24 protein-coding genes and 1 pseudogene are annotated in these 26,884 nt (G+C 70.7%); 16 read left to right on the forward strand and 9 right to left on the reverse strand.

Features of this window, described 5'->3' with window-relative positions:
• Positions 1 to 17 precede the first annotated feature (17 nt).
• Entirely contained in the window at positions 18 to 410 is a 393-nt protein-coding gene (locus AC5L36_RS39440; protein ID WP_441223797.1) for an effector-associated constant component EACC1, read from the reverse strand.
• A 185-nt stretch (positions 411 to 595) separates the two neighbouring features.
• On the opposite strand from AC5L36_RS39440, the gene AC5L36_RS39445 reads away from it, so the two are divergent.
• Positions 596 to 1,117 carry an AAA family ATPase gene (locus AC5L36_RS39445; RefSeq protein ID WP_441223798.1) on the forward strand — a complete coding sequence of 174 codons (522 nt, stop codon included), beginning with the start codon at positions 596 to 598 and terminating at the stop codon, positions 1,115 to 1,117.
• A gap of 4 nt (positions 1,118 to 1,121) precedes the next feature.
• Positions 1,122 to 1,628, forward strand: a complete 507-nt coding sequence (locus tag AC5L36_RS39450; RefSeq protein ID WP_441223799.1) for an NUDIX hydrolase — start codon at positions 1,122 to 1,124, stop codon at positions 1,626 to 1,628.
• Between the two features lie 81 nt (positions 1,629 to 1,709).
• Here AC5L36_RS39450 and AC5L36_RS39455 read toward each other — a convergent pair whose 3' ends face one another.
• Together AC5L36_RS39455 and AC5L36_RS39460 are read right to left on the reverse strand one after the other, a co-directional pair.
• Entirely contained in the window at positions 1,710 to 2,003 is a 294-nt protein-coding gene (locus AC5L36_RS39455; protein WP_441223800.1) for a YiaA/YiaB family inner membrane protein, read from the reverse strand.
• A gap of 104 nt (positions 2,004 to 2,107) precedes the next feature.
• On the reverse strand, positions 2,108 to 2,518 hold the full coding sequence (locus tag AC5L36_RS39460) for a VOC family protein (protein ID WP_441223801.1): 411 nt from the start codon (positions 2,516 to 2,518) through the stop codon (positions 2,108 to 2,110).
• Between the two features lie 355 nt (positions 2,519 to 2,873).
• Between AC5L36_RS39460 and AC5L36_RS39465 the strand changes: the two genes are divergently transcribed.
• On the forward strand, positions 2,874 to 3,905 hold the full coding sequence (locus AC5L36_RS39465) for a LuxR C-terminal-related transcriptional regulator (RefSeq protein ID WP_441223802.1): 1,032 nt from the start codon (positions 2,874 to 2,876) through the stop codon (positions 3,903 to 3,905).
• Positions 3,905 to 4,477: a hypothetical protein gene (locus tag AC5L36_RS39470; protein ID WP_441223803.1), complete on the forward strand. Its 573-nt coding sequence runs from the start codon at positions 3,905 to 3,907 to the stop codon at positions 4,475 to 4,477. The genes AC5L36_RS39465 and AC5L36_RS39470 overlap by 1 nt, the downstream gene beginning before the upstream one ends.
• A gap of 696 nt (positions 4,478 to 5,173) precedes the next feature.
• Here the strand turns inward: AC5L36_RS39470 and AC5L36_RS39475 are convergent.
• Both AC5L36_RS39475 and AC5L36_RS39480 read right to left on the reverse strand, forming a co-directional pair.
• Positions 5,174 to 5,908: an ABC transporter permease gene (locus AC5L36_RS39475; RefSeq protein ID WP_441223804.1), complete on the reverse strand. Its 735-nt coding sequence runs from the start codon at positions 5,906 to 5,908 to the stop codon at positions 5,174 to 5,176.
• Positions 5,909 to 5,961: 53 nt separating this feature from the next.
• Positions 5,962 to 6,606: pseudogene (locus tag AC5L36_RS39480) on the reverse strand (ABC transporter ATP-binding protein); the annotation flags it as partial.
• Positions 6,607 to 6,697: 91 nt separating this feature from the next.
• Here AC5L36_RS39480 and AC5L36_RS39485 point away from each other — a divergent pair.
• The 3 genes from AC5L36_RS39485 to AC5L36_RS39495 are packed head-to-tail and all read left to right on the forward strand — an operon-like array spanning position 6,698 to position 9,130.
• On the forward strand, positions 6,698 to 7,777 hold the full coding sequence (locus AC5L36_RS39485; protein ID WP_441223805.1) for a sensor histidine kinase: 1,080 nt from the start codon (positions 6,698 to 6,700) through the stop codon (positions 7,775 to 7,777).
• Positions 7,774 to 8,496, forward strand: a complete 723-nt coding sequence (locus AC5L36_RS39490) for a response regulator transcription factor (RefSeq protein WP_441223806.1) — start codon at positions 7,774 to 7,776, stop codon at positions 8,494 to 8,496. The genes AC5L36_RS39485 and AC5L36_RS39490 overlap by 4 nt, the downstream gene beginning before the upstream one ends.
• 49 nt (positions 8,497 to 8,545) lie before the next feature.
• Positions 8,546 to 9,130: an ATP-dependent Clp protease proteolytic subunit gene (locus AC5L36_RS39495; protein WP_441223807.1), complete on the forward strand. Its 585-nt coding sequence runs from the start codon at positions 8,546 to 8,548 to the stop codon at positions 9,128 to 9,130.
• Here the strand turns inward: AC5L36_RS39495 and AC5L36_RS39500 are convergent.
• On the reverse strand, positions 9,127 to 9,666 hold the full coding sequence (locus AC5L36_RS39500) for a DUF6993 domain-containing protein (protein ID WP_441223808.1): 540 nt from the start codon (positions 9,664 to 9,666) through the stop codon (positions 9,127 to 9,129). The two genes, AC5L36_RS39495 and AC5L36_RS39500, sit on opposite strands and share 4 nt — an antisense overlap.
• Positions 9,667 to 10,387: 721 nt before the next feature.
• Here AC5L36_RS39500 and AC5L36_RS39505 point away from each other — a divergent pair.
• Both AC5L36_RS39505 and AC5L36_RS39510 read left to right on the forward strand, forming a co-directional pair.
• Complete coding sequence (locus AC5L36_RS39505) at positions 10,388 to 11,284, forward strand: LLM class flavin-dependent oxidoreductase (RefSeq protein WP_441223809.1); 897 nt, start codon at positions 10,388 to 10,390, stop codon at positions 11,282 to 11,284.
• Between the two features lie 115 nt (positions 11,285 to 11,399).
• The gene (locus AC5L36_RS39510) at positions 11,400 to 14,297 is read left to right on the forward strand and encodes a tetratricopeptide repeat protein (protein WP_441223810.1); all 2,898 of its coding nucleotides are present in this window, start codon (positions 11,400 to 11,402) and stop codon (positions 14,295 to 14,297) included.
• Between the two features lie 246 nt (positions 14,298 to 14,543).
• Here AC5L36_RS39510 and AC5L36_RS39515 read toward each other — a convergent pair whose 3' ends face one another.
• Positions 14,544 to 15,638, reverse strand: coding sequence for an acyltransferase family protein (locus tag AC5L36_RS39515; protein ID WP_441223811.1), 1,095 nt, complete (start codon positions 15,636 to 15,638; stop codon positions 14,544 to 14,546).
• 280 nt (positions 15,639 to 15,918) lie between these two features.
• Here AC5L36_RS39515 and AC5L36_RS39520 point away from each other — a divergent pair, with 280 nt between their 5' ends.
• Complete coding sequence (locus tag AC5L36_RS39520; protein ID WP_441223812.1) at positions 15,919 to 16,524, forward strand: hypothetical protein; 606 nt, start codon at positions 15,919 to 15,921, stop codon at positions 16,522 to 16,524.
• Between the two features lie 331 nt (positions 16,525 to 16,855).
• On the opposite strand, the gene AC5L36_RS39525 is transcribed toward AC5L36_RS39520, so the two are convergent.
• Entirely contained in the window at positions 16,856 to 19,774 is a 2,919-nt protein-coding gene (locus AC5L36_RS39525; protein WP_441223813.1) for a glycoside hydrolase family 48 protein, read from the reverse strand.
• Between the two features lie 1,208 nt (positions 19,775 to 20,982).
• Here AC5L36_RS39525 and AC5L36_RS39530 point away from each other — a divergent pair.
• The 6 genes from AC5L36_RS39530 to AC5L36_RS39555 all read left to right on the forward strand — a co-directional run bounded on the left by AC5L36_RS39530 (position 20,983) and on the right by AC5L36_RS39555 (position 26,418).
• Positions 20,983 to 22,422 (forward strand): GH1 family beta-glucosidase, encoded by a 1,440-nt coding sequence (locus AC5L36_RS39530; protein WP_441223814.1) that lies wholly within the window; start codon positions 20,983 to 20,985, stop codon positions 22,420 to 22,422.
• Positions 22,423 to 22,424: 2 nt separating this feature from the next.
• Positions 22,425 to 23,399 (forward strand): phosphotransferase family protein, encoded by a 975-nt coding sequence (locus AC5L36_RS39535; RefSeq protein WP_441223815.1) that lies wholly within the window; start codon positions 22,425 to 22,427, stop codon positions 23,397 to 23,399.
• A 21-nt stretch (positions 23,400 to 23,420) separates the two neighbouring features.
• The gene (locus AC5L36_RS39540) at positions 23,421 to 24,905 is read left to right on the forward strand and encodes a serine/threonine-protein kinase (protein WP_441223816.1); all 1,485 of its coding nucleotides are present in this window, start codon (positions 23,421 to 23,423) and stop codon (positions 24,903 to 24,905) included.
• Positions 24,906 to 24,945: 40 nt separating this feature from the next.
• Entirely contained in the window at positions 24,946 to 25,284 is a 339-nt protein-coding gene (locus AC5L36_RS39545; RefSeq protein ID WP_441223817.1) for a hypothetical protein, read from the forward strand.
• A 502-nt stretch (positions 25,285 to 25,786) separates the two neighbouring features.
• A complete protein-coding gene (locus AC5L36_RS39550) occupies positions 25,787 to 26,095 on the forward strand; it encodes a PadR family transcriptional regulator (protein WP_441223818.1) in 309 nt (102 codons plus the stop codon).
• Complete coding sequence (locus tag AC5L36_RS39555) at positions 26,092 to 26,418, forward strand: hypothetical protein (protein WP_441223819.1); 327 nt, start codon at positions 26,092 to 26,094, stop codon at positions 26,416 to 26,418. The genes AC5L36_RS39550 and AC5L36_RS39555 overlap by 4 nt, the downstream gene beginning before the upstream one ends.
• 148 nt (positions 26,419 to 26,566) lie before the next feature.
• Here the strand turns inward: AC5L36_RS39555 and AC5L36_RS39560 are convergent.
• Positions 26,567 to 26,884 (reverse strand): methionine adenosyltransferase domain-containing protein (locus tag AC5L36_RS39560; protein WP_494909528.1); only part of this gene is annotated, 318 nt, incomplete at its 5' end.

Here is a 26,884-nt window from a genome sequence, read left to right on the forward strand (position 1 = left end):
GCCGGCGCTGTCCACTGTCAACTCCCGCCGCCGGTGCCGGTGTGCCGGCTCACGAACAGCGCGACCAGCCGGTCCTGGTCGCTCGCCGTCGCCTCGGACAGCTCCAGCACGTCGCCGCCGATCTCGATCCGCACCGTGCGGCGGGTGCCCGCGCCGCGACCGAGCCAGGCCCTGATCGTGGTGACGACCCCGCTGAGGGCCACCGCCGATTCGCCGAGCGTCACCAGCAGCGCGCCAACCGCGGCCACGTCGAAACCGCGGGTGCCCGGCGGCGGCGCACCCCCGCGCAGCGCGCTCACGTCCCGCACGTCGAGCTGGCGCAGCTCCTGCCGCAGGTAACCGGTCAGCGCGTCGATCCGTTCGGCGTCCGCACCATCCTCGGCCAGGTAGACGCGTACGTCGCTATTCATTGCCAACCCTTCAGCCGGCATCGTGCACGGCGGGAGCGCATAGATGGTGCCGGGACCATCGGACAATCTAGACGGCCGCGCCGGAAGGGTGCCGTCGCCAACCCGACAAACCGCTATCCTGTGCGTGGCGCCGCGCCGATCGAGCACCGCTCTCGGCTTTCCCACAATTCATCGAGGGGGCGACCATGCCCGCGTACATCCTGACCGGCACGCCCGGCTCCGGTAAGACCGCGATCCTGCGCCAGCTCGAGCTGGACGGCCACGCCGTGGTCGAGGAGGCGGCGACCGACGTCATCGCGCTACAGCACGCGCTGGGCCGGCCCGAGCCGTGGCGCGAGCCGGGCTTCGTCGACGAGATCGTCGCCCTGCAACGGCGGCGCGCGCGGTCGACCGGCGGCACGACCTTCTTCGACCGTTCACCGGTCTGCACGCTGGCCCTGTGCCGCCACCTCGGTCTGCCGCCGACCAGCCTGCTGCGCGACGAGGTCGCTCGGGCCGGCCACTTCTACGCGCGGACCGTCCTGTTCGTCCGCAACCAGGGCTTCGTCGAGCCGACCGCGGCCCGGCGGATCAGCTTCGCGGACTCGCTCGCCTTCGAACGGGTCCACGAGCAGACCTACCGCGAGCTCGGCTTCACGCTCGTCGACGTACCCGCCGGGCCGCTGCCGCGGCGGGTGGCCGCGGTGGTCCGGGCGATTAGGATCTGAAGGCGTGGCGGACGAGATCCTGGACATCGTCGACGAGCACGACGTGGTGGTGGGGCAGGCGCCGCGGCCGGAGGTGTACGCCAGGCGGCTGCGCCATCGGGCCGCGTTCGTGCTGGCCCGCGACCCCGACGGGCGGATCTTCGTGCACCGCCGCACCGCGCACAAGCTCGTGTTCCCGTCGCTGTATGACATGTTCGTCGGCGGGGTCCTCAGCGCCGGCGAGAGCTACGACGAGGCGGCCCGCCGGGAGGCGGCCGAGGAGTTGGGCGTCGACACGCCGCTGGCGCCGGTCCCGCTGTTCCGCTTCCTCTACGAGACGCCGGCGCACACCTGGTGGTCGGCGGTCTACGAGGTGCGGGTCGACGGGCCGGTGCGGCCGCAGCCGGAGGAGGTCGACTGGTGGGCCTTCCTCACCGAAGACGAGCTGCACCGGCGCCTTGACGAGTGGGAGTGGGTGCCGGACGGCTTCGAGGCCTACCGGCGCCTCCGCGAACACCCGCGGCAAAGCTAGTGCGGTGGCCACAAACGCTCACCCGAGCCGGCGAAACCGGCCAACCTTTGTGGCCACCGCACTAGCGGACGCGGAAACGCGCTAGGCCGCCGTGTGGACTTTGAACGGGTCGTGCTCGGTGAGCAGCTTGTCCAGGCGGGCCTGGTCGACGCGGCCCACCACCTCGGTGGTCTCCTGGTGGTCACGGATGCACTTGGCCAGCGTGAACGCGGAAGTCACCACATACAGCAGGGCGAGGCCGAGAAACGCGCGGATCCAGACGCCGACGGGCAGGTAGATGATCGCGACACAGGCCGCGAACAGGGCGACGCCGAACGACAGGCCCGCCTGCACGAAGAACGCGGTGGTGGTTTTGCGGGGCACTGGAGCGGTCATGCGTAAATGCTCGCCGTGGGCGGCTCCGCGGCCCAGAGCTCTCGTACTCAGCACCGCGGAGCACCCACACTCATCACCGCGGAGCACCCACACCCGCGTGGCGCCTACTCCTTGGGCGGCTGGCTGAACCGGACACTGTTGCCCGCCGGGTCACGAAACTCGCACTCCCGCGGACCGTACGGCATGTCCATCGGCTCCTGGATCACCTCGGCGCCGCTGGCCCGCACCGTCTCGAACGTCGCGTCGAGGTCGTCGGTGGACAGCAGCAGGCCGGACAGCGACCCCTTGGCCAGCAGCTCGCGCAGCGCCTGCGCGTCCTCGGGCGGGCGCCCGACGCCGACGGTGGTCAGCACGATGCCGAACTCGGGCTGGGACGGCGGCCCGACGGTCAGCCAGCGGGCGTCCTCCATGGCGACGTCGAGGCGGACCTCGAAGCCCAGCGCGTCGCGGTAGAAGGCCAGCGCGGCCTCGTGGTCGTCAACTTCCAAAAACATGCTTCGGACTGAGATGGTCATGACCGGGACGTTACGACGCCGCGCCGAGCCGTGCTTCTCGAATCCTGCCTGTATGGCGAATGTCGGGCCCCCGGCGCCCCCTTGCGCGGGTCAGCGCGGAAGCGATACAGGAATGCGCATTCTCGTTGACCCCCGCGGCCACCCACCGATCTACTGGCGTCGATCCCGACGCGGCGGCGGAGCCCCGTTGCGCGATTACGCATGCCCGCGTTGCCAGGTTTCGCACCCACATCGCCCGGCACCCCACATCGCCCTCCGTGTACTCGGACGATGCTCTTGTCCAACCGCGTGACAGCGTGTTACGAAGCATGCGCGGGGGCATCGGCGGCAGGCCGGACCCCATCAAGGGGGGCAAATGCATCGTTCGCGAGATGCGGTGATCGTGGGACGGCCGATACCGTCCCTTGTCCATTGGGGACGGTCCGCCGACGCCGATCTGGTCTACCGGACACTGGTGACCTTCGGGCCGGTCACGGCCACCGACCTGGAGCGCGACCTCGGCCTGTCCCGGCGGCGGGTGGTCAGCGCCCTCGACGAGCTGGCCGCGATCGACGCGGTCGGGTTCGGCCCGGCCTCCACCCGCCGCGGCCAGCTCTGGCGGGCCACCCCGCCGGCACAGGTGTTCGCCTCGCTGCGCCGCGGCCAGGTCAGCAAACCCAGCCCGCCGCCGGGCGGCCCGCGCACCGCCGTCGAAGACCTGGTCCACGGCCAAGGGCTGCGACACCTGCGCACCCGCGCCCTCACCCGGGCCCGGGTGGCCGAGCTCAACGCCGTGGCCACCCACGAGCACCTGGCCATGAACCCGGAGCAGGCCTTCACCGCCGAGGTGGCCCGCGCCGCCGTGCCGATGGACCGCATGCTGCTCAACCGCGGCGTACACATGCGGGTCCTGGGCGTGCAGGCGGCCCGCTCGGACCCGCTGCTGCCACACGGACGCCGTCCCACCGAAAGCACACCGGACTACCGCGAGGTGGCCACGGTCCCGATGAAGCTCATCGTCGTCGACCGCAAGGTCGCGTTCTTCCCCGTCGACCCCGACAACTTCGAACACGGCTACCTCGAGGTGGCGCAGGCCCCGGTCGTGTCCGCGCTCGTCAGCCTTTTCGAACGCCACTGGGAGGCAGCCCGTGATCCATGGGAGTGGGCAGTGCCGCAGACCGCGCTGAGCCCCCGCGAGTACACACTGATCACGCTGCTGGCCAACGGACACACCGACGCCAGCGCCGCCCGCGAGCTGCACATCAGCACCCGCTCGGTCTCCAACATCCTGCGCGGCCTGATGGACCGCCTCGGCGTCGACAACCGCTTCCAGCTCGGCCTGACCCTCGGCGCGCTGCGGGCCGCCGAACCCGCCGCCCGCCCGGCCGCCGCCGCGGAGGAAGAGTGATGACCCGCCGCCTGCTCCTCACCGTCGCCGCGGTGGCCGCGCTGCTGCTGCCCTCCACGCCGGCGGCCGCCGCCGAGACCGTCTACTACGCCGCACCCTGCGCCTCCGGCGCGTTCACCGGCTACGCCGGCTCACTCGACGGCAAGAGGCCACTGGTCGTGCTCAGCGGCTGGGCCAGGCCATGCGTGTTGACGCCCTCGGGCACCAAGTTCGGCTTCGTGCACTACTACCAGCAGACGGCGCTGCTGCCGATCGACGACAGTATCGGCACCGGGCTGAAGGACTACAAGGTGCTGGCCGGCAGGACCGAGTTCACCGTCACCAGTGACCTGACCAGCACCGCACACACCCAGCTGGAAAGCGAGCTCGGCCAGCTCACCGCCATCTGCCTCATCCGCGACCGCAACGCCCGGCTCGCCTGCGTCGCCGTCGACCGGCCGACCCCGGACGCGGCGCCGGTGGTCACTCCCCTGCCGGTAGACGACGAACGCGTCCGGTCCATCCCGGTGACCGGCCAGCTCGAGTCCGGCGACATCGCACCGATCACCCAGCACTGTGGAAACTGCATCTAGGAGAGCTTTCGGAGCCGGGGTTGCTTCGGCCTTGGACAAAAGATGTGAGCTACCGCGATGCCCGTCGTGGTCCGTGCCGTCGCTCCCGCGGCCTCACCCATCCGCCGTGGGTCACGCTCACCCCGGCGGCTGCGCCGGGCCCTTGCGGCCCCGGCCTGGGGTGGGTGCGCTCGGGATGCATTTGCTCTGCTTCCCTGGAGGGGCCACCCCGCATTTGCCCATGTCCGCGTCAGCGGCGGACCGTATGCGCGGGGTCCCCGGGGAAAATGTGGAGCGCGGCGGAGCGTTTTCTTGGGGTGCTTTCCCGCGGGCACCACTCCCGGCCGGCGGCTCGCAGCGCTCGCCGAAACCCCGGCCGTCCACTGCCAGCTCCGCGAAACAAGCCCCGAAGGCGGCCCTCGCAGGCCCTACCGGGCGCCATCCTGACGCAGCGTCACCAGCCCAGCGATCGGGACTTCGAGATCTAGGAGACCTAGGGTTGAAATAGCGCCCCAACTCTCCTAGATCTCGAATCTCGCGCCGCTCACACCACCGCAGCGGTTACCCGCGGCGACGAAACCCGGAGTTTTCCCAGAGCGCCGATCCGGGAACAGACATTGTGGACAAACGTCTACCACCGGCGCGACCAGCGGCGGACGGGTGAGGCCGCGGGAGCAACGGTCCGGACCACGACGCACATCGTGGTCGCGGGGCTTCCTAGGCGTCGCGGCGGCGCAGCACAAGGTAGCCGCCGAGCAGCGCGGCGACCGTCCACAGTGTCAGGAGCCCTAGCCCGGTCCACGCGCCGTAGTCGCGGGCCCAGCGGGCCTCGTCCTGCGGGCCGGCCAGGTGCATGACCACCCAGCCGGTCTGGTCGGGCAGAAACTGGGTCACCTTGCGGATCACCGGGATGTTGCCGAGGCCCTGCGAGCCGAGGAACAGCACCGGCAACAGCCCGCCGAGCACCAACGCGGTGTGCCGCACCATCGCCGCCACCCCGAACGCGAACGCGCACATCAGCGTCAGGTAGACGCACGCGCCGGCGGACGCTTGCAGAGCACCGGGCGAGGAGGGCGACACCCGCGACGAGGCCAGCGTGGCCGCGACCGTCACGACCGACGCGACGGCCGCGACCGCGGTGACGGCGGCCAGCTTGGCCAGGTAGAAGCGGGCACGGTCGGGAACGGCGGCCAGCGAGGCGCGGATGGTGCCGGAGGAGTACTCGCCGGTGACCGCGAGCGCGCCGAACACCACCAGCGCCATCTGCCCGATCGTCAGCGGCAGAAATGTGGCGAACAGCGGGTCGTAGTTGACCCGGCGCTCGGCGTCGCGCAGCGACAGCTCCAGCAGGTACGCGAGGCCGGCGCTCACCACCACGAACGCGGCCAGCGTCCACGGCGTCGAACGCACCGTCCGCAGCTTGGTCAGCTCGGCGGAAACGAAGGAGATCATCGGACACCTGCCGTCAGGGAAAGGAAACCCGCCTCCAGCGAGCCGTGCGCGGCCACGAACTCGGGCAGCGGCGTATCGGCCAGCAGCCGACCCCGATGGATCACCACCAGATGGTCGGCGGTCACCTCCATCTCGCTCATCAGGTGGCTGGAGACGAACACCGTGCGCCCCTCGCCCGCCAGCCCGCGCAGCAGGCCGCGGATCCACCGCACGCCCTCCGGGTCCAGGCCGTTGACCGGCTCGTCGAGCAGCAGCACCGGCGGGTCGCCGAGCAGCGCGGCCGCGATGCCCAGCCGCTGCGCCATCCCCAGCGACAGGGCTTTGGCCCGCCGCCCGGCGACCGCGTCAAGACCCACTAGCGAAAGCACCGCACGCACGCGCGAGGCCGGTATGCCGTTGGTCCGCGCCAGCCACAGCAGGTGGTGGTAGGCCCGCCGCCCGCCGTGCGTGGACTTCGCCTCCAGCAGCGCGCCGACCTTCGTCAGCGGCCGGCGCAGGTCGCGGTAGCGGGTGCCGTCGATGCGTACCTGCCCGCCGGTGGGATGGTCCAGGTCGAGCATCATCCGCATGGTCGTGGACTTCCCGGCGCCGTTCGGGCCGAGGAAGCCGGTGACCATGCCCGGCCGCACCGCGAACGACAGCCGGTCGACCACGACCGTCCGTCCGTACCGTTTCTCCAGGTCCCGTACCTCGATCACGGCACCGACGCTAGGTGGCGGGGCGGCGGCCGGCAGTCGGCGAAAGTCGTCGAGATGCGCCGACGAAGGTTGACGCACGTACCCTTCGGGCGTGGGCCGACATCTCCTCGCCGCCGCCGTCGTCGCCGCGGACACCGCGATCCTCGCCGCCGGACACCCCGGCCTGGCCTGGCTGGGGCTGCTGCTCGCGGCGGCCGCGCTGCTCACCTACCGGCTGCCGGTGGCCGGCCTCGCCGCGGCACTCGTGCTCAACGCGGTCACCGGCGTGGCGTATCTGCTGATGCTCTGGACCGCCTTCCGGGCCGGACGGGCGATCGGCGGCCGGCGGGACGCGGTCGCCGCTGTCGGGGCCGCCGCCGGTGGCCTGGCGCTGCTGCTCGCGGTGCGGCCGGCCGACCCGCGCGCGATCCCCCAGCTCGTCGTGCTCCACCTTGTCTTCGTGGCGCTGCCGCTGCTGGTGGGCGGCTACCTCGCCCAGCAGGAGCGGCTCACCGCCGCGCTCGCCGACCAGGCCCGCCTCGGCGAGCGGCTGCGGATCGCGCGGGACATGCACGACTCGGTCGGCCGCCGGCTCAGCCTGGTCTCCATGCAGGCGGCCGCGCTGGAGGTCACCGCCCTGCCGCCGGCCCAGTCCGACGCCGTCCGCCGCCTCGCCGCCACCGCCCGGGAGGCCATGGACGAGGTGTACGGGGTGGTCGGCGCCCTCCGTGACACCCCCGACCTCGCGGCGCTGGTGGCGCAGTTCCGCGCGGCCGGTGTGCCGGTGGAGCTACGCGAGCGCGGCGTCGCCCGGCCGCTGCCCGAGGCCGCCTACCGGGTCGTCGAGGAGGGCCTCACCAACGCCGCCAAGCACGCGCCGTCCCGCCCGGTCACCGTCGAGCTCGCCTGGCAGCGGCGCGCGCTTCGGGTCATGCTCACCAACCCCGGCCCGGCCGGGTCGGCCACCACCGCGGGTGCCGGCCGCGGGCTGCCCGGTCTGACCGAGCGGGTACGGCTGGCCGGTGGCCGCCTCCAGCACGGTCCCGTCGACGGAGTGTTTCAGCTCAGCGCCGCGCTCCCGCTCCAGTCGCCGCCCGCACCGGCGATCCGGCGTCCCCTGCTCGTGGGGGCCGCCGCGGCGGCGCTGCTGTTCCTCGTCCTGCCGGCGACCATGATGCTGGGCGTGGCATGAACGCACCCCACGAAAACGCTCCGCTTCCCTCCACGTTTACCCGGGCGCCCCGCATCCGCGTGCTCGTGGCCGACGACGAGCCGCTGATCGCCGCCGGCATCCGCACCGTGCTGGAGTCGGCCGGCGACATCGCCGTGATCGCCGAGGCGGGCAACGGCCGCGCCGCCGTCGAGGAAGCGGTCCGCCAGCAGCCGGACGTGGCCCTGCTCGACATCCGCATGCCGCTGCTGGACGGCCTCGCCGCCGCCGAAGAGCTGCGTCGCCGCGCACCCGCCGTCCGCACCCTCGTGCTCACCTCCTTCGGCGCCGAACCCAACGTGCTGCGCGCGATCCAGGGCGGCGCGTCCGGGTTCATCCTCAAGAACTGCACCCCCGACGAGCTGATCCGCGCCGTGCGGGCCGCCCACGACGGCGAGGCGTACCTCTCCCCCGCCGTCACCCGCCTCGTGCTCGGCCTCGTCGCGCCCGCCGAGGCGGCCCGCCAACGTGCGGCCGCCGCCCGGCTGGCCGCGCTGGCGCCGCGCGAGGCCGACGTGGCCCGCCTGGTCGCCGAAGGCCTCTCCAACGCCGACATCGGCCGGCGCCTGGGCATGAGCGAGCCGAGCGTCAAGACCTACGTCAGCCGCGTGCTCACCAAGCTCGACTGCGCCAACCGCGTACAGGCCGCGCTGCTGGTCCGCGACGCCGGGATTCTGCCGACGGCAGAAGGCCTGCGCTGACAGCGAAAGCGCGATCCGCCGGCCCCACCGCGAACCTACGGTTGAGCGCATGACCGACCAGACACTCGACGACGCCGTCTACAACCGGCTGCTCAAGGAGCGCATCATCTTCCTCGGCAGCGAGGTAAACGACGCGGTCGCCAACCGCATCTGCGCGCAGCTGCTGCTCCTGGCCGCCGAAGACCCCACCCGCGACATCAACCTGTGGATCAACTCACCCGGCGGCTCGGTGTACGCCGGCATGGCCATCTACGACACCATGCAGTTCATCGACAACGACGTGTCCACTGTGGCCATGGGGCTGGCCGGCTCGATGGGCCAGTTTCTGCTCTGCGCCGGCGCACCCGGCAAGCGCTACGCCCTGCCGCACGCGCGCATCATCATGCACCAGCCCTCCGGCGGCATGGGCGGGACCGCGGCCGACATCGCCATCCAGGCCGAGCAGATGGTATTCACGAAGAAGTCGCTGCTGGATATGATCGCCCACCACACTGGACAGACCTACGACCAGATCGTGCGGGACGCCGACCGCGACCGCTGGTTCACCGCCGAGGAGGCCCGCGTGTACGGCTTCATCGACAAAGTCATCGCCGGCGCCGGCCAGGTCCCCGCGGGCGCGGGCACCCTCGGCTAGGCGGCCAGGCACCGTCCATCATGGAGGGTGCCGACGATCCACGGCGTAGCACCATTGGTGGAGTCGACCCAGCCGACGAGGCACCCGACGCTCGCCCGCACGCCGTACACGATCGCACCAGCCGGCGCCGGATCGGTGTATCGCGCCACCCGCACCGCCGGCTCGACGAAGCCCGCCGCGACAAATGCCGCGCGCAGCGCCTCGACCGTGGGCGGCACGGCGAAGACACAGGAGAACGGCTCGGCCGGACACTGGGCACCGAGGCCGGCGACGTACGCCTCGCGCACCTTGTCGACCAGCCGGCCGGCCGCCTCCCGCCGGCTCTCCGACAGCGGCTCACGCCGGGCGAAGTCGTCGGCGAGCCGGTCGCAGTAGCCGTCGTCCGGCTCCGCCCGCGCACACGCGAACCCGTGCACCACCCGCGGCGGCGCGTCCTCGCCCCCGGTCGCGCCGCGCACCACCGGCACCAGCACCGCGCTCCCGCTGGCCAGCAGCAGCAGGATGCCCAGCGCCAGCCACAACCGCCGTCCCCGCACCGCCACAGACTAGAGACCTTTCGGCGTCGGGGTGGCTTCGACCCTGAGCCCCTACTTAGACCGAGATTTGAACTACCGCGGCGTCCGTCGTGGTCCGGACCGCTGCTCCCGCGGCCTCACCCATCCGCCGCTGGTCGCGCTCACCCTGCGCGCAACCGGCCCCGGGGAGAAAGCGGCCGGGGGAATTTGGCTCGCGCCAGGCGGTGGTCGACGTTTGTCCACAATGCCTGTTCCCGGATCAAAGTCCCCGCCGCGGGGCTGGTGACGCCGCGTCAGGATGGCGCAGGTAGGTGCGGCGACCGCCTACGAATTCCAAGCGGGACAAGCCCTCCTAGCGTCCCCCTGCGACAGGTTTCCCTTGATCGGGGCACCGATGCTGGTGATCGTGGTACGCAACTGCCCCTGGAGGGGCAGTAAACGTCCACGATCTGTTCGCCGGCCGCCGAGGTCGACGCCGATCAAGGAAGCCGAGGCAAGCCACGACCGGGCCCGCACCCGGGAAGGTCGGTCTGGCGCTGACGCGGAGGTGGGAAATCCGCCTCGAATTACGCAACGCCGCGGGGGCAGCGGCGACGTGAGCCGCAAGCAACAGCGGACGGGTGAGGCCGCGGGAGCAGCGGTCCGGACCACGACGGACATCGCGGTAGCCCGAAATTTTCTTGTCGAATCAAGGTTTCGAACCCCGAGAGGCCCCGAGAGCTCCCTGGATAGGGTGTCGGCCATGACTGAGCAGCAGGCCGCGCCGGTCCGGGCCGGCATCGTCATCCTGCCCGACCAGCGCTGGGCGCGGGCCGCCGGTCGGTGGCGGCGCGCCGAGGAGTACGGGTTCGCGCACGCGTGGACCTACGACCACATCGGCTGGCGCGACCTGGTCGACGGGCCCTGGTTCGACGCGGTGCCCACCCTGGCCGCGGCCGCGGGCGTGACGTCCCGGATCCGGCTGGGCACGATGGTGGCCAGCCCCAACTTCCGGCACCCGGCGCACTTCGCCCGCGAGATCACCGCGCTGGACGACATCAGCGGCGGGCGCCTCACGCTCGGGGTCGGCGCGGGCGGCGTGGCCGGCTTCGACAACACGGTGCTCGGCGGCGAGGCGCTGCCACCGCGGGCGCGGGTCGACCGGTTCACCGAGTTTCTGGAGATCCTGGACCCGCTGCTGCGCGGCGAGCGTGTCACCTACCGCGGCCACTACTACACCGCCGTCGACGCCCGCGGCACGCCCGGCTCGGTGCAGGCCCCGCGGGTGCCGTGGGTGGTCGCCGGGCTGGGGCCGAGGTCGATGCGCCTGGCCGCGAGGTACGGCGCCGGCTGGGTGACGACGGTGGGCCGCATGGAATCGCTGGACGAGTGGTGGCGCGCGGCCGGGGAGGCGTCCCGCCGCTTCGACGACGTCCTGGCCGCCGCGGGCCGCGACCCGTCTACTGTGGACCGCTTCCTGTCCCTTGACTCCGCGCCGCGCTACTCGCTGTCCGGCGCCGGCTACTTCGCCGAGGCGGTGGGGCGTGCCGCCGGCCACGGCTTCACCGACGTGCTGTCGCACTGGCCGCGCGCCGACAGCTGGTACGCCGGCGACGAAGCCGTCCTCGAAGAGGTGGCGGGCCTGCTCCGGCTTCAATAGAACTCTTCGTGGCTACCAACCCAAAAGGCTGATGACCGTAAAGCGAGCACGAGGAAGTCTACGTATATGACGGCGGTTCGCTGTGCGGGGTAGAAATCGTCCGCGATCGAGGCGGGTGATCGCCCCAATGGTTGTCGGTGGTCTGCTGGCCGGCATTGTCGCGGTGCTGTCCTTGACGGAGTTGCCGTCCTGGCTAAATTGGTGCCCGCCGTGGCTGGCCGTGCTCCTCGTCGCCGGCTTGGGCGGGTCCGCGACGGAGGGCTTGCAGCGGTGGGCCGAACACCAGCGCGCGGTTGCCGACAGCGAGCGTGCGGCCGTGGACCTGCTTCGCGGATACTTCGGCCGGCATAAGAAGTTTCCTCGCTTCGGCGAGCGGCGCACGGGGGCCCTCGCGCTTCACGTTCATCCCGCGATCAGCTTGCCCCCGGTCCCCGAGGGCATTGGCGCCGCGCACCGGCCGACGCTACTCTCGCGGACCCACCAAGCAGGAAAGGGCGTTCTCGATCCGGACCTGCCGGCATTTGTGCCGCGCGAAAAGCAGGAAGAAGTCGAGGCGTGGATGCGTGACGCGCGCATCGACGGCGGATTCTTGATCCTGGTTGGCGACTCGTGTGTGGGTAAGACTCGCCTACTGTACGAGGCCGCCCGCCAGCATCTCGCCGACTTCGCCGTACTCGCCCCCGTCCTCGGCGACGGCGGTCTGGTCGACGTCGTAGCGCAGGCGACCTTTCCATTGCCCAATCTGGTCGTGTGGCTCGACGAACTCCAGCGTTTTCTGCCTGGCCCCTATCTCACCGCGGGCTCCACAGCCATCACCGCGGCCACGATCCGACGGCTTCTCGACGCCCCCGCCCCCGTGGTAATTGTCGGTACCTTGTGGCCAGAGCATGCTCTGCACCTTCGCGCCAGCGCGACGGACGCCCCCACCGGCGAAGCGCTGCCACGAAACTCCGATGCCGCCGATATTCTCACCCATCCACGCGTGCATGAAATTCGACTCGGTTCATTTTCCGAAGCCGAACGCGCGGCCGCCGCTCGCCTCGCGGCTCACGACCCCCGCTTGGCGGCCGCCCTGAAAGATCACCACTACAATGTGACCGAGGCGCTCGCGGGCGTGCGCGAGATCATCAGGCGCTACGGCCGGGCGACCGACGCCCAGTTGGCCATCTTGCACGCGGCCGCCGATGCCCGCAGGGTTGGCATACAGGCCCCACTTACCGAAACGCTTCTCGTCGATGCCGCGCGCGGATACTTGACGAACATCGAATCAAGCGACGACTGGTTTCGTCCAGCCATGGACGAACTGACCAGCCACAAACGCCAACAAGACAGGGCCACCGCTCCACTTGTGCCGGTGGCTAGCCCAGACATGCGAAAAGCGCTCGGTTACACCGTTACCGACTATCTGCTACAGCAGCTCACCAGGGAACGCCGTAGCCAGCCCATACCGGCGCTCACTTGGCAGGCGTTCACCGGGTGCACCCACTCCGACGGCGACCTCCAACGGTTAGCAGAAAGTGCATACCGGCGGCTCCTTTACGAGTACGCCGAACGAACTTATCGGATCATTGTCGGCCGCACCACCGAATTCACCTCCGACAACATCGTCGATGCGTGGGACATTGCGTTCGCCGCCCGCCAGCTAGCAGCACTCTTGATCGCGCAAGGACGCGCAGTCGAGGCCGTCGACGTGATTGAGGCGGTCCACACGAGAAAATACTGCTTCTCACCGCAGGTTGTGATTTGGCTAGCAGAGTTGCTCACGGAAGAAGGGCGTACCGACGAGGCGATCGATTTCCTGCGTGGTCAGACGAAAGAGCTCAAGAGGCTCCTGCGTAAACGTGACAACATAGGCACCGGCAACTTCCACGTCATGGCGTACCAGATGGACGAACTGTTGGATCACCTCTTGGCCGAGCATGGACGCGAGGACGAATTACGTGCCCGTTACGAATCCGGCATTCGGACCGCCGCACCGGAACTAGGCCGCCTGCTGGCCAGAGCGGGCCAGCTCGACGACGCGATCAGTGTCCTCCTCGACGGCGTGAAGACCGGAGCCTGGACCGCCGAGCAACGGCTAGCCGAAATATTGGCCGAGCACGGACGCATCGAGCAGCTCCGTGACCGCGCCAATGCGGGCGACGAGCACGCCGCCGATCAGTTGGTCCACCTTTTGATCGCCCGGGGCCACACCGACGAGGCGACCGAAGTCCTGAGACACCACGCCAACGCGTACCACGGACGGGCCAAGCAGTTGGTCCGGCTACTGGTCGCGCAAGGCAGGACAAACGAGGCCATCGAAGTCCTGGAGGATCGTATCGCCGACGGTGACTGGTACGACGCGGAGAGGTTGGTCGAGCTGTTGGTCAACCAGGGCCACATCGACGAGACGATCGACGTCCTCCGGCCCCACGCGGACGCCGGCGAGAGGCACATGCCCTCGCTGCTGGCTCAAGTGCTGGCAGCACAGGATCGCCTCGACGAGGCGATCGAGATCCTCCGGACCCACGCCGACGCCGGCAATTGGGACGCCAAGACGCGACTGGCCGAGTTGCTGGCAGCGCATGGCCGTACCGACGCACTACACACCCTCGCCGACGCCGGCGAGGAATACGCCGCAGCGCGGCTGAGTCAGCTCTTGGCAGGACAGGGCCGGATCGACGAAGCGGTGGCCATCCTCCGGTCGAGCGCCACCGCGGGCGGTTGGAGCGTCGACCAACCGCTCGCCGATCTGCTGGCGAACAATGGTCTTCCGGACGGCTCGATCGACTATCTGCGCACCCGCAGCGACGCCGGCGACTTCCATGCCGCCAGAGGGCTGGTAAGCCTTCTAGCGAAACACGGCTGCGTCGACAAGCTGTCGCTAGAGGTCGTCGCGGGCACGCCAACGGCCGCAACGCGCCTGATCGACCTGCTGGTCGAACAAGGCGACACCGCACGAGCCTGGCAAATCCGCCGGTACGGCCTCAACGTCGATGGCTCGCCGCGGACGTCGACACATTCCGGTGGCTGAGGATGCCTCGGTGGACGGGAGCAGTACCGCGCATGCATGCCTCGTCACCACCCGTAGAGCGTCCTAGGAGGCTAGAGAACTTCCGGGGGGCTCCACCACAGCGGACCGGCCATGCCGCGAGAGCAACGGCCCGGACCACAACGGACGTCGCGGTAGCCCCGGGGATTGAAATGGCCACGAGCGGCCGCAACCTCATCCCGGGGTGGACGCATCGGTGCGAGCACGTGACTGGTCCCGTGGCGAGTACTAGCGGATCTGGGCGGGAGCGGGGCGGCGTGACCGGGCCGGCCGGGTCACGCGGCGGTTGAGCAGGCGCATGCCGGGCACCTCGACCCAGCGGTGCAAGGCGTAGGCCAGCGCGTAGGAGACCAGCAGCAGCACGGCCACGATGCCCAGCGCCGGCCACAACGCCCACGGCCCACCCAGGTCCAGCAGCTCCACCGCCGTCACGATGACCGTCAGGTGTACCAGGAAGAAGGCGTAAGACACCTCGCCCAGATGGACCACCACCGGGTGCCGCCACGGTGAGCGTTCGCCGCGCAGGTCGGCCACCGCGGCGGCCGGGATGAGCAGGGCGGTGCCGACGACGGCGGCCGCGGTGTCCCGGGTGACCGCCGGTAGCCAGCCCACGGCCAGGTAGTTGGCCGCGAAGATGGCGGTGGCCACCCGCAGGCCGGGCCCGCGCCACGCGCCCAGCAGCACCAGCCGGGCCAGCACGATACCGAGCGTGAACTCGGTCATCCTGGTCACCGGGAAGATGTACACGAACCAGCGCTCGTGCTCGGGCACCACCGCGACCTCCGCGATCCACGGCATCGCCCAGGTCAGCGCGACCAACCCCAGAGCCGCCGGATACAACGCCGCCGGGCCCAGCCGCCGCAGCAGCGCGTGCAGCAGTGGAAAGCACAGGTAGAAGAACATCTCGCAGGACAGCGACCAGCCCACCGGATTGACGCCCAGGTAGACGAAGTCCTGTGTGTACCAGCCGTGCAGCAGCACCGCGCTGGCGCCCAACGGCTCCCAGAAGATCGGCGGTATCCGGTCGGTCACGCGCAGCGACAGCACGGCCAGCGCGAGCGCCACGAGGTAGGCCGGGTAGATGCGGGCGACCCGGCCCTGCCAGAAGCGCAGCGGCCCGCGGTCCGGCCGGGCCGACCAGGTCAGTACGAAGCCGGAGAGCACGAAGAAGAACGCGACACCCAGGTCACCCGCGTCGAACAGCAGCTGTGCGCCGCGCCGCGCGATCGGGTCGGTGAGCTTGACCAGCGAGTACGCGTGGAGCCCGAAGACCCCGAACGCGGCCACGAAGCGCAGCCCGGTCAACGAGGGCAGTCGGGACACAACGCGCGACTCTACCGTCGCGACCCTGCGCCGGCACGGCGACCAGACGTAGAAGGAGAGGCCGCCACGGGGGAAGCGGCCTCTCCACCTACCAGGTTACCCCGCTTCCGGCGTTCGTGGGTGCCCGCATTTCTTGAGCCGCCGCTCAGTTGTCGGGTGCCCGACAGACCGAGCCCGAGCTGGCCTGTCGGGCATCCCGCGAAGAGACCCCAGTGGCTAGAGTGACCAGCCGAAAGACCCAAAGTCCGAGCACCACGGCGAACGGGAGGGCCGGGTCACCGTGTCCGACGAGGCCGCGCCCCCCGCCGTGGTCCGGCGCCTGGGCCGGGAGTACGGCTGGCTGCTGGCCGCCGTCGGCCTGGCCGCGCTGGTGCTGGCGTGCTCGGTGCCGTTCGTCACCGGGGTCGGCATGAGCTGGAACTCCGGCGACCCCTTCGCCGCACCCGAAAAGCCCGCGCCCGCACCGGTGACCACCCCGACCGCGGCACCCGAGAAAACGCCGGCGCCATCGCCGTCACCGTCGAAAGCCGCCTCCCAGCGACGGCCCGCCGCACCGCGCACCAGCGCCCCCGCGCCCCGGCGCACGACGGCGGCACCACCCCCACCCGCGGCCGCGCCAAGGGCAGCGGTCGCGGTCGGCCCGGACGGCGGCGGCATGGGGCTGTGGCAGATGCTCCGCGAGTACTGCACGGTCACCTACCGCACCGACGAGGCGCAGCTGCGCCACGGCACCGGTCAGGCCGAAAACAACTGGGAGTGCCGGCGCCGCGGCGACAACCCGCTCATCGACATGAACGCCGCCTGCCGCCGAAAGTACGGCAGCGCCGCGTTCGCGCAGTTCTCCAACCGCAACGACGCCTTCTCGTGGCGCTGCTACCGCCGCTGACACGCGCGCGGCCCGCCGGGCGCCGCAACCGCCGCCGCCAGTAACCGTCCACGTCGGACACCGCCAACAATGGAGCCGGGCGAGTGGCATCTCGTGCCACCCGCCCGGAAGTGTGTTGTGGGGTGGTGGGCCGGACCGGACCGCTGCGTTGGCCAGTCCGGCCGGCCCACCACTGGCTGGCCTGACCGTGGGAATCAGGCCGCCCGCTGGCCTGACCGTGGGGGAATCAGGCCGTCTTTCCGGCCCGATTGTGGGGATCGGGCCGTCTATGGGACCGGAACCCGGGTGGGTGAGAAGGAGAAGAACCACCCACCCGGGTCGCTGTCCGGGGTCAGTCCCCGATCAGCCGGTCATAGTCGTGCAGTGCCATCGCCACGTCGACCTGCGCCCAGAAGCGGTGGTAGTTGAACGTCGGAGCTTGACCACCTGCGAGGAACGCCTGCACCTTCGGCCAGTCCTGGTCGTCCTCGAGGAACGAGCGGATGCTGAGGAAGGTGCTGTTGGAGTTGATCGGGTCGCCGTTGGGCATGGTGCCGGTGAAGCCCGGCGGGATGTACAGGCCCTGGCCGGTCGAGGCGTTGTAGGCGTCGTCGAACCGGTTGTAGTCGGCCTTGGTCTCCGGCACCGAGACGCCGCGGGCGTCCTTGCGGGCCAGCACGGCGTCGAGCAGCGCCTTCGCCGTGGTCTGCGCCTGCGTGTTGGCCGCCTTGGCACCGTAGTAGATCAGCGTGCGGGCGTAGGCACCGGTCACACCCACGTCCTGCGTGTGGTCCACGACGGACACCCGCAGGCCGCTGTTGTTGACCGAGGTGGTGCCGGCCTGCCAGTTGCCGCCGGGCTGGCCGGTCCAGCTCAGCGTCGACGGAATCTGGTAGTTGGTGCCGCTGACCGTCGTGTTGGCGATGGCCCACGCGACCCACTTGTCCAGCAGCGCCTTGGCACGCGCGTTGCCGGTCTCGTAGTAGTACTCCGCGACCCGCTCCATGGTCCACGCCTGGAAGCCGAACCACTGGTTCGACGGCGGGTCGTGGTAGACCGGCTTGACGTCGTACACCATGCCGTAGAACGTCGGCGCGCCGGCCGGGCGGGCACTGTAGTTGCCGTTCCAGCTGTTGGTCGCGCCACCGGCGATGGCACCGTCAGCCGACTGGAGCCAGGTGTAGAAGTCGATCTGCCGGGTGAGGCTGGTCGCCCAGTCGGTCTGCGCCGTGGACGACCGCGGGGTCAGCTCCGGAGTGGTGGACAGCGCCCAGGCCGCGAACGGGTTCTGGTAGCCGCCGTGGTTGTGGCTGGAGCCGATCCGCCACGCCCAGTCGCTGCTGCCCTGCGGGCCACCCCACGCGGAGTACCAGGAAAGCAGGTAGGTCGCGCTGCTCTTGCCGGTGCCCGCGGTGCAGGACGGCGAGGCGCAGCCGGGGTTCTTGAAGTACTTGTCGTACATCGCGTACCGCAGGTAGTCACCCATCTGCGCGGCCTTGGTGATGGTGGCCGAGATGTCCGCCTGCTTGCCCTGCTCCTTGGCCCACTTCAGCGCCCAGTACGCCGCCTGGATGGCGCGCGCGTCGGCGTCGGGAGCGCTGGTGTAGCGCCACTGCCGGGTGTACGACGAGTCGCCGATGAAGATCGGCAGGTAGCCGCTGGGGCCACCGAAGTTGAACGTCTCGCAGGACGGGTGCGGCACGGTCTCGAAGACCGACTCCTGCGGGCCGCGCTGGTAGGTGTTGATGTACGCCGGCTTGGTGGTGCGGTCGCCGCACTTGCCGAAGCCGTACACGTTGTCCACGTCGAGCAGCCAGTGCATCACGTACATGCGGTTGTTGCCGTACGTCTGGGTGAGCTCGTTGTACAGCGGGTCCTGGCCGACCCGGACCGTGGAGTCCAGCTTGCCGCCGGTCCCCGGGTACTGGCTGGGCAGGTTCGCCTCGGGCGCGTAGTCGGCCGGGTCGTTCGGGTTGTAGCCACCCTGCGTCTCGGACGGGATGATGTAGGTCTCCATGACGCGCCAGGCGTTGTTGAACGGCGCCCAGTTCTCCGTCGCGCGGCCGTACATCGCCTCGAGCGACAGCCAGTAGCTGAACGCCTCGGACGTGGTCTCGTGACCGTGGTCGGGCGCCTCGACGATCAGCGTCTCCACCGAGTGGTACGGCACGCCCTCAGGGCTGAAGTACCCGTTCGCCGGAGCCTTGATCTTGTTGTACAGCTCGAGGAACTCCTCGGCGTACCGGCCCGGGTTGGTGGTGTTCTCGTCGTCCGTCACGGTGACGGACGTCTCCGCGGGGGTGTGGTTCGCCGCGCTGGCCGTGATCGTCGCCGTGTCGTTGTTGGCGTCCGCGTCCTGCGCCGCGTTCACCGGAACGTTGACACCGTTCTGCCAGTTGGCCGGCGTGAGCGTCACGCTCGTCGCGCCGAGCGTCACGTCCGCGTCACCGGTCTTGCTGAGCGTGACCGGCACGTTGGCGGTGGGCGCCGCGCTGAGCTTCACGTTCAGCTGCGAGCTGCTGCCCTCGGCGATGCTGAGCGTGGCCGGCGTGACGACACTGGCCTGGCCGGTGCCGCGGACCGTGAAGGCCCGCTCGGCGGTGGCGGTCAGCGGCGTGGGCGTGGCGTTGTCGTACGCCCGGGCCTGCACCGTGTAGTCGCCGACCGGCAGGCCGGTCATCACGTAGCTGTAGGGCGCCGCGGTGTCGGTGTTGACCAGCAGGCCGTTGCGGTAGAACTCGACCTTGCTGACCGCGCCGTCGTCGCTGGCGTCGGCGCTGACCGTGACGTCGGCCGGCGCGTTGAACGACGCGTTCGCCGCCGGGCTGGTGAGCGCGACGGTGGGCGCCTGGTTGACCGCGCCGCCGCAGGCGGTGCCGTTGATCGTGAACGCGGTCGGCTTCGCGTTGGTGCCCGAGTACGAGCCGTTGAAGCCGATCGAGATCGAGGCGCCGGTGGCCAGGTTGCCGTTCCACGGCATGTTGGTGGCGGTGACGTTGGCGCCGGACTGCGTCCAGTTCGCCGACCAGCCCTGGGTGACGCGCTGGTTGCCGGGGAAGGCGAAGCCGAGGTTCCAGCTGGTCAGGGGGTCACCGATGTTTCGGATCGTCACGCTGGCGGTGAACCCGGTGCTCCAGTCGTTGGTCGTGTAGGTCACGTCGCACTGGGTGGCGGCGTAGGCCATCCCGACCGGCACGCTCACCATCCCTCCCGCGACCAATGCGCCGGCGGCGATCATCGCCACCCGACGTTTTCTTGCGGTGAGCTTCATCGTGGAGTGTCTCCTCGCGGACCAGGCCGAGCTAGCTCGGCTGGCGCCTTCTACGCGGTGGGGTAAGCGGCGCGCAGGGCGGAAGGCGCGTGTGGGGTCGTGGGGGCATCCCGTCCCGGACCGGGTAGCGAGCATGGCGCTCGATCCGTTCACATTTGGGGCGCCGGTTTCCTCAGTCGGATGCCCTCGGCGGCCCGCGCTCGCGCGGTTGTGGCTCCCTCACGCGATGTTTCGACAGTCTTGCATGGGAGCGCTCCCGCAGCAAGTGGGAGCGTTTTTGTCTTCGCTCCAGTGTGGTCAAACGGCCCCTGACCTGCCGATCTAGCGGCACCGCGGGGTTTCGCGAACGTTGGCCCGGTGTTTCGATCTTGTTTTGGGTCTTTCACAAAGCCGTAACGGGTACTACAGTTCAGCCAACGTCGATGGGAGCGCTTCCATTGATGTCGATGCAAGTAAGCGGGGGACAACACTACAGGGGAAGCCGCCAGCACCATCGGCGGACCCACAACCGCTCAGCCGCAGAGCTGGTGGCGGGCCAGCCCGGACTCCGCCACCAGCGTCTCACCCCCCGGTCGAGAGGAGGTGGAACCAGAGCCACTCGCGTGGCCCGGCTCCCGCGCGACATGCGCGACGAGGAGGGAAGATCCTCTCGCGCGTGTGTAACTGATGGTGGGGACGGGGGTTGCCCTCCCCGTCCCCACACCCACTCAGATAGAAGATAAACCCCACCGTCAAATGGGGTAATCGGTCGTCGGGTCAGGCGTACGGCGCCCGACCGGTCGACCTGCTCTAGTCAAGACTGCTTTCCAAGACGGCATCGGACCCAACGGACCCATGCTTCACCGCACCGCCGTCGCGCACCACTCCGACGCCGTCCGCCGACCTCATCGGCCGGTCAGCGCGGACCGGCTCCGCCGACCGCCTGTGCTACACCTTCTTGCCCGCCTCCGCCCGACACGCTCGGCACCGACACGCCAGCGGGAGGCCGACACGCGCTGCATGCATCCGACGACGGTCCGCGTGCACGGACCTGGTCGGAACGGCCTTCCCGAACCTGAGCGGGCGGGCGCGGCTCCGGCCGGGTGATGTGGACGATCCTTCGACCGCATCGCCACCCGATCACCCCATTTCCATCCGCCACGATCCGGGTTAGCCTTGGGAGCGCTCCCAGACCAAGGGGGATGGGCCACCACCGAGGAGACCCGAACATGTCCGTACCGACCGAGACCACCGCTGGCGCTACCCCGACCGCAGATTCGGCCAGATCGGCCCTGCTCCGCGGCGTCGAGCCCGACGATCTGTCCCGGGACCCAGCGGTCGACGCTCCGCTCGGCCTGGCGTTCCCGGACGGCTTCGGATGGGGGGCCGCGACATCGGCGTACCAGATCGAAGGGGCGGCGAAGGACGACGGCCGCGGTGAGTCGGTGTGGGACACGTACAGCCACACGCCGGGCCGCACCAAAAACGGCGACACCGGCGACGTCGCGGTCGACCACTACCACCGCTACCCCGAAGACCTCGACCTGATGAAGGGGTTGGGGCTGCGGTCGTACCGGTTCTCCATCTCGTGGTCGCGGGTCCAGGCCGACGGCACCGGCGAGCCCAACCAGCGCGGCCTCGACTTCTACCGCCGCATCGTCGACGGTCTGCTGGATCGGGGCATCGAGCCGATGGCCACGCTCTACCACTGGGACACGCCGCAGGCGCTCCAGGACCGCGGCGGCTGGGAGTCGCGCGACACCGCGTACCGGTTCGCCGAGTACGCCGAGCACGTGTTCGCCGCCCTCGGCGACTCCGTGCCGGTGTGGCTGACCATCAACGAGCCCAAGACCGTCGTGCAAAACGGGTACATCACCGGTCACCACGCGCCGGGCAAGCGCGACGAGCCGCTGGCCTACCAGGTCGCCCACCACCTCCAGCTCGGCCACGGCCTGGCCGTGCAGGCGCTGCGCGCCAGCGGCAGCAAGTCGCGGATCGGCCCGGCGTTCAACCTGCACCCCTGCTACCCGGCCGACGACTCGGCCGCCGCGGCCGCCGCCACGCGCCTGTTCGACGGGTACGAAAACCGCCTCTACCTCGACTCCGCGCTGCGCGGCCACTACCCCGAGGACGTGCTGGCCGACCAGGGGCCGGACAGCCCGCTCGTGCGCTCGATCCGCGACGGCGACCTGGCCATCATCGCCCAGCCGGTCGACCTGCTCGCCGTGCAGTACTACACGCCCATCTACGTCACCGCCGACGGCGGCACCGAGCAGCGGCACGCGACGACCGAGGCATTCTGGCAGCAGATCTACCCCGACGGCATGTACGACATCCTGACCCGGGTCACCCGCGACTACGGCCCGCTGCCGATCACCGTCACCGAAAACGGCCTGCCCTGCCCCGACGTGCTCGGCCCCGAAGACGACATCGACGACGTGGAGCGGGTCGCCTTCCTGCGCGACCACTTCGCCGCCGCGCACCGGGCGATCACCGACGGCGTGCCGCTGGAGAGCTACCACGTGTGGTCGCTGCTGGACAACTTCGAGTGGGACCAGGGCTACGACGAGCGGTGGGGCCTGGTCTACGTCGACTACGCCACCCAGCGGCGCATCCTCAAGCGCAGCGCCCTCTGGTACAAGCGGGTCATCGCCGACAATACTGTTTGATCATGAGAGACAGCGTCACCAAGAGGCGGGTCAGCGAAAGCGAGCTGGCCCGCCTGGTGTCATATGCCTTCGGCCCCACGGCGCGGGCGACCGCGTGGCGCGAGTTCGAGGGCGGCACCTACAACGCGGCATACGCGGTGACCCTCGACGACGGCCGCGAGCTTGTGCTCAAGGTGGCCCCGCCGCCCCACCTCAAGCTGCTCACGCACGAGGTCGACCTGATGCGCACCGAGGTCGACTTCTACCGGCGGGCGGCCGCGGTCGGCGTGCCGGTGCCCGAGGTGGTCTACGCCGGCTTCGAGCGCGACCTGCTCGGCACCGACTTCGTCTTCCTCAGCCTGGTGCCCGGCACCGACCTGCACTCCCTTGTGGACGGCCTGCCACCGGCCGAGGTCGCCGCGGTGCGCGGCCAGGTCGCCGGGCTCACCGCCCGTCTACACACCATCACCGGCAGCGGGTACGGGTACCCGCTGCGCGACAGCCGCACCTGGCAGTCGACCTGGCGGGGCGCCTTCGGCGCGATGGTCGACGATCTGATGGCCGACGCGGCGCGCCTCGACAAGCCGCTGCCCGCGCCACCGGAGCGGATCGGCGGCCTGCTGCGGCGGCACGCCGACGTGCTCGACGAGGTGACCCGGCCGGCGTTGGTCCACTTCGACCTGTGGGACGGCAACGTCTTCGTCCAGCGCGACCCCGACGGCTGGCGGGTCACCGGCCTCATCGACGGCGAGCGGGCCCTCTGGGGCGACCCGATCGCCGAGCTCGTCTCGCTGGCGCTGCTGCGCGAGCCGGAGCCGGAGCTTCTGGCCGGCATCGAGCTGACCGCGGGCGCCCGGCGGCGGCTCGACATGTACCGCACCTACCTCTACGTCATCATGGCGATCGAGGGAGCCACCCGCGGCTGGTACGACGCGGAGCGGGTGAAGTTCGAGACCTGGCTAGCGGAACGTATCGACGCACAGTTGGCGTTGCTCTGAGGATCGACCACACTGGTCGGCATGACATTCGCCCCCGGGCTGCTCCTGCACGACCGGTACGCCGTCGTCGAACAGATCGGCGTCGGCGGGATGTCCGAGGTCTGGCTGGCCGTTGACCAGGTGCTCGACCGCCCGGTAGCGGTCAAGGCGCTGACCGCCACCTTCGACGACGAGCCCGATCTGTTCGCGGCGACGTGGCGCGAGGCCAGGGCGACGGCGAAGCTCACGCACCCCCACGTCACCCAGGTTTACGACTACGGAGAGCAACGGCTTGGCGACGGCTCGGTGGTGCCATACCTCGTGATGGAGCTGCTCGACGGCCGCAACCTCGCCGACCGGCTGACCACCGGCCCGCTCCCCTGGCCCGAGGCGGTCCGCACCGCCGCGCAGGTGGCCAGCGGCCTCGCCGCCGCCCACCGGATGGGCGTCGTGCACCGCGACGTCAAGCCCGGCAACGTGATGCTCACCGCCACCGGCGCCAAGGTGCTCGATTTCGGCATCGCCGCGCTGGCCGGTTCCCGCCCCGAGGGCGACGGCGGTTGGCTGGTGGGCACCCCGGCGTACGCGGCGCCCGAGCGGCTCGACGCGGGCCCGCCCGACCCGGCCGACGACGTGTACGCGCTGGGCGCGCTGCTCTACGAGGCACTCGCCGGCCGCCCGCCGCTGCCGGTGGCCACCTGGGACGAGGCGGAGGAGGCACACCGCCGTTCGCCGTCGGTGCCCCCGCCCTCGGTGCCCGGTCTGCCGTCCGCGGTGGCCGCGCTGGTGCTGGCCTGCCTGTCCCGCGATCCCGACCGCCGCCCCCGCGCGCAGGAGGTCGCCGACGCGCTGGAGGCGGCCATCCCGCCGGAGCGCAAGGCCCCGGCGGCCGGCCCGGCGGACGCCCGCCGCCCCGTGGACCGCCGCATGGGCGACGCCCGCCGGCCGGGTCCGCGCTACGCCCGCGGGGTCGCCGCCGCGGCGCCCATGCCGGCCGCACCACCGGCCGGCCCGCGCACGGCCGTAGGGCGCCCGCTGCCACCCGCTCCCCGCGGCGGTGGCCCGGGCGCACGGGTCGAGCGGCGGCGGCGAGGCCTCCGGCCCACGCTCATGATCATGACCGGCCTGCTGCTGGCCGGCGGCCTGACCGCGGCGGCGATCGCCTCGTTCGCGCCGACCGACAACCCCGGCGCGGCCGGCCGCCCACCCGGCGGCGAGTCGGTACGCACCACTCCCCCGCGCACCACCGCGCCGGCCACACCTTCCCCCGCCGACCTCGTCGCCCAGGTCGACCAGACGCTGGAAAGCGCGATCGCGGCCGGCCGCATCGACGACGACGCGGCCGACGACCTGCGCGACGGCGTCGACGACCTGCGGCAGAGCCTCGAAGGCGGCGACCCCGACGAGCTCCGCGACTCGGCGGCCGACCTGCTGGAGCAGATCAACGACTTCAACGAGGGGTCGGTCGCGCAGGAGGCCCGCTTCGACCTGACGCTCGCGCTCGACCCGTTGCTGCGCAACAGCTGAGCCCCCGTCCGCGGGCGTCGATCCGATAGCGTGTGGCGCTGTGGGATCGGGCGATGTGGTCACGGCCGTGCTGGCGGCCGTGGCCGGCGTGGCAAACCTGGCGCTCGCCGCCAAGCTGGTCGTCGCCAGCCGCGGCGGGGCGATGCCCCGGATCTTCGGCCGCCCGCAGCCCCTCCCCCGCCTGCGGGCCGTCATGCACGCCTGCCTGGGGCTGGGGATAGGCGTCGGCTGGTTCGCCAAAGACATCTTCGCGCCCAGTTCCACCGGCGACACCGTGGTGTTCAACGCGGTGCGGGTCCTGCTCGCGCTCGGCATCGTCACGGCCCTGCTGACCGCCTTCCGGTACGCCCGCGACCCCCGTGCGAAGGCCGCCCGCTAGCGCGGTGGCCACAAACGTTTGGCCGGCTTTCGCCGGCCCGGGTAAGGGTTTGGGCACCGCACTAGAGACCTTTCGGGATCAGGGTGACGCCGTCGTGGTGTGCCTCAAGCTTGGGTTGCCCGGGTCCGTGTCAGCGGCGGACCGCTGCTCCCGCCGGAGTACGCGCGGGTCGGGGGGGAGCTGGCGCTCGCCGAGATCCCCGACCCGCGCTGCCAGGTCCGCGCCCCAAGCCCTCTGGGCTGGACCCTTGTCGGAGGGGTGCCGGGCATTTCAGCCGTCCGCTGACCCGACGCCCCTGACGCAGCGTCACCAGCCCGGGGGTCGGAACTTCGAGATCTAGGATTGTGGACATTCCTTGACCCTGGAGGGTGACCGGGACCGGGCAAATTCGACCTTGAGGAGCACCACCAACGGTCTCACCCTGACCCAGAAAGCTCTCTAGTGCGATGGCCTGCCGCAAAGGGCCTGGACAGTCCTTAAACTACATAGGTAGACTGTGGGCGTGGAGGCACTCGGGCGGATCGGGAAAGCCACCGTCGACGTGCTCGGGGTGCTGCTCGACAGCGACGGGCCACGCTGGGGGTTGGAGATCATCAAGCTGACCGGGCGGCCGTCCGGGAGTGTGTACCCGTTGCTGGAGCGCCTGGAGCGGGCCGGCTGGGTGACCTCGCACTGGGACGACGACAGTGACCGGCGGGGGCCGCGCCGCCGGATGTACGTGCTGACCGCCGAAGGCGCCACCGAGGCCCGCCGGGTGCGTGCCCGCGCCGCCGCAAAGCCTGGGTGGCGGCCGGCCGCCGCACCGTCATGAGGGCCGCGCTCCTCGTCGTGCGCTGGGCGGCCGCCCTGCTGCCCGACCCCGAGCGGCGGGCCCGCTATCGCGAGCAGTGGGAGGCCGACGTGCGGGGCGCGGCCGACCTCGACATGTCACCGCTCCGGGTGGCGCTGGGAGCCGCCAGCGCCGCTGGACGCATTACCGCTATCAGCTCGAAAGGAACCCGCATGCTACCTATCGGTCCCCTGGCCCTCGCGATGCGCCTCGTCGGCGGTGACGTCCGCCGCCGGGCGGCGGCGCTGGCCGCGCTGTCCACCCTCACCCTGCTCGGCGGCATCCTCCTGCTGGTCACCGGCTGAGCGAAAGCCCGGTCACCGGCTCAGCGAAAGCCTGGTCACCAGTTGAGCGAAAGCCTGGTCACCGGCTCAGCGAGGCCCGGTGACCAGCTCGGCGACGACGAAAGCGTGACCGTGCCGGCGGGTCGGCAAACCCGCCGGCGCGGCGGACTCAGGCGGTGACCGCGGTCTTGAGGTCGTCGGCGCGGTCGGTGCGCTCCCAGGTCAGCTCGGGCAGCTCGCGGCCGAAGTGGCCGTAGGCGGCGGTCTGCCGGTAGATCGGCCGCAGCAGGTCCAGATCCCGGATGATCGCGGCCGGACGCAGGTCGAACACCTCGCTGATCGCCTTCTCGATCCGGTCGACCGGCACGGCCTCGGTGCCGAACGTCTCCACGAACAGACTCACCGGGTGCGCCTTGCCGATCGCGTACGCGACCTGCGTCTCGACCCGCTCGGCCAGACCCGCGGCGACAACGTTCTTGGCCACCCA

Source organism: Phytohabitans sp. LZ39, from assembly GCF_059359075.1.

Bases quoted from the DNA above. Each gene is read 5' to 3' on its own strand.
- AC5L36_RS39440 (WP_441223797.1), bottom strand. From the start codon at position 410: ATGAATAGCGACGTACGCGTCTACCTGGCCGAGGATGGTGCGGACGCC.
- AC5L36_RS39445 (WP_441223798.1), top strand. From the start codon at position 596: ATGCCCGCGTACATCCTGACCGGCACGCCCGGCTCCGGTAAGACCGCG.
- AC5L36_RS39455 (WP_441223800.1), bottom strand. From the start codon at position 2,003: ATGACCGCTCCAGTGCCCCGCAAAACCACCACCGCGTTCTTCGTGCAG.
- AC5L36_RS39460 (WP_441223801.1), bottom strand. From the start codon at position 2,518: ATGACCATCTCAGTCCGAAGCATGTTTTTGGAAGTTGACGACCACGAG.
- AC5L36_RS39465 (WP_441223802.1), top strand. From the start codon at position 2,874: ATGCATCGTTCGCGAGATGCGGTGATCGTGGGACGGCCGATACCGTCC.
- AC5L36_RS39470 (WP_441223803.1), top strand. From the start codon at position 3,905: ATGACCCGCCGCCTGCTCCTCACCGTCGCCGCGGTGGCCGCGCTGCTG.
- AC5L36_RS39475 (WP_441223804.1), bottom strand. From the start codon at position 5,908: ATGATCTCCTTCGTTTCCGCCGAGCTGACCAAGCTGCGGACGGTGCGT.
- AC5L36_RS39490 (WP_441223806.1), top strand. From the start codon at position 7,774: ATGAACGCACCCCACGAAAACGCTCCGCTTCCCTCCACGTTTACCCGG.
- AC5L36_RS39495 (WP_441223807.1), top strand. From the start codon at position 8,546: ATGACCGACCAGACACTCGACGACGCCGTCTACAACCGGCTGCTCAAG.
- AC5L36_RS39505 (WP_441223809.1), top strand. From the start codon at position 10,388: ATGACTGAGCAGCAGGCCGCGCCGGTCCGGGCCGGCATCGTCATCCTG.
- AC5L36_RS39525 (WP_441223813.1), bottom strand. From the start codon at position 19,774: ATGAAGCTCACCGCAAGAAAACGTCGGGTGGCGATGATCGCCGCCGGC.
- AC5L36_RS39530 (WP_441223814.1), top strand. From the start codon at position 20,983: ATGTCCGTACCGACCGAGACCACCGCTGGCGCTACCCCGACCGCAGAT.
- AC5L36_RS39535 (WP_441223815.1), top strand. From the start codon at position 22,425: ATGAGAGACAGCGTCACCAAGAGGCGGGTCAGCGAAAGCGAGCTGGCC.
- AC5L36_RS39540 (WP_441223816.1), top strand. From the start codon at position 23,421: ATGACATTCGCCCCCGGGCTGCTCCTGCACGACCGGTACGCCGTCGTC.
- AC5L36_RS39555 (WP_441223819.1), top strand. From the start codon at position 26,092: ATGAGGGCCGCGCTCCTCGTCGTGCGCTGGGCGGCCGCCCTGCTGCCC.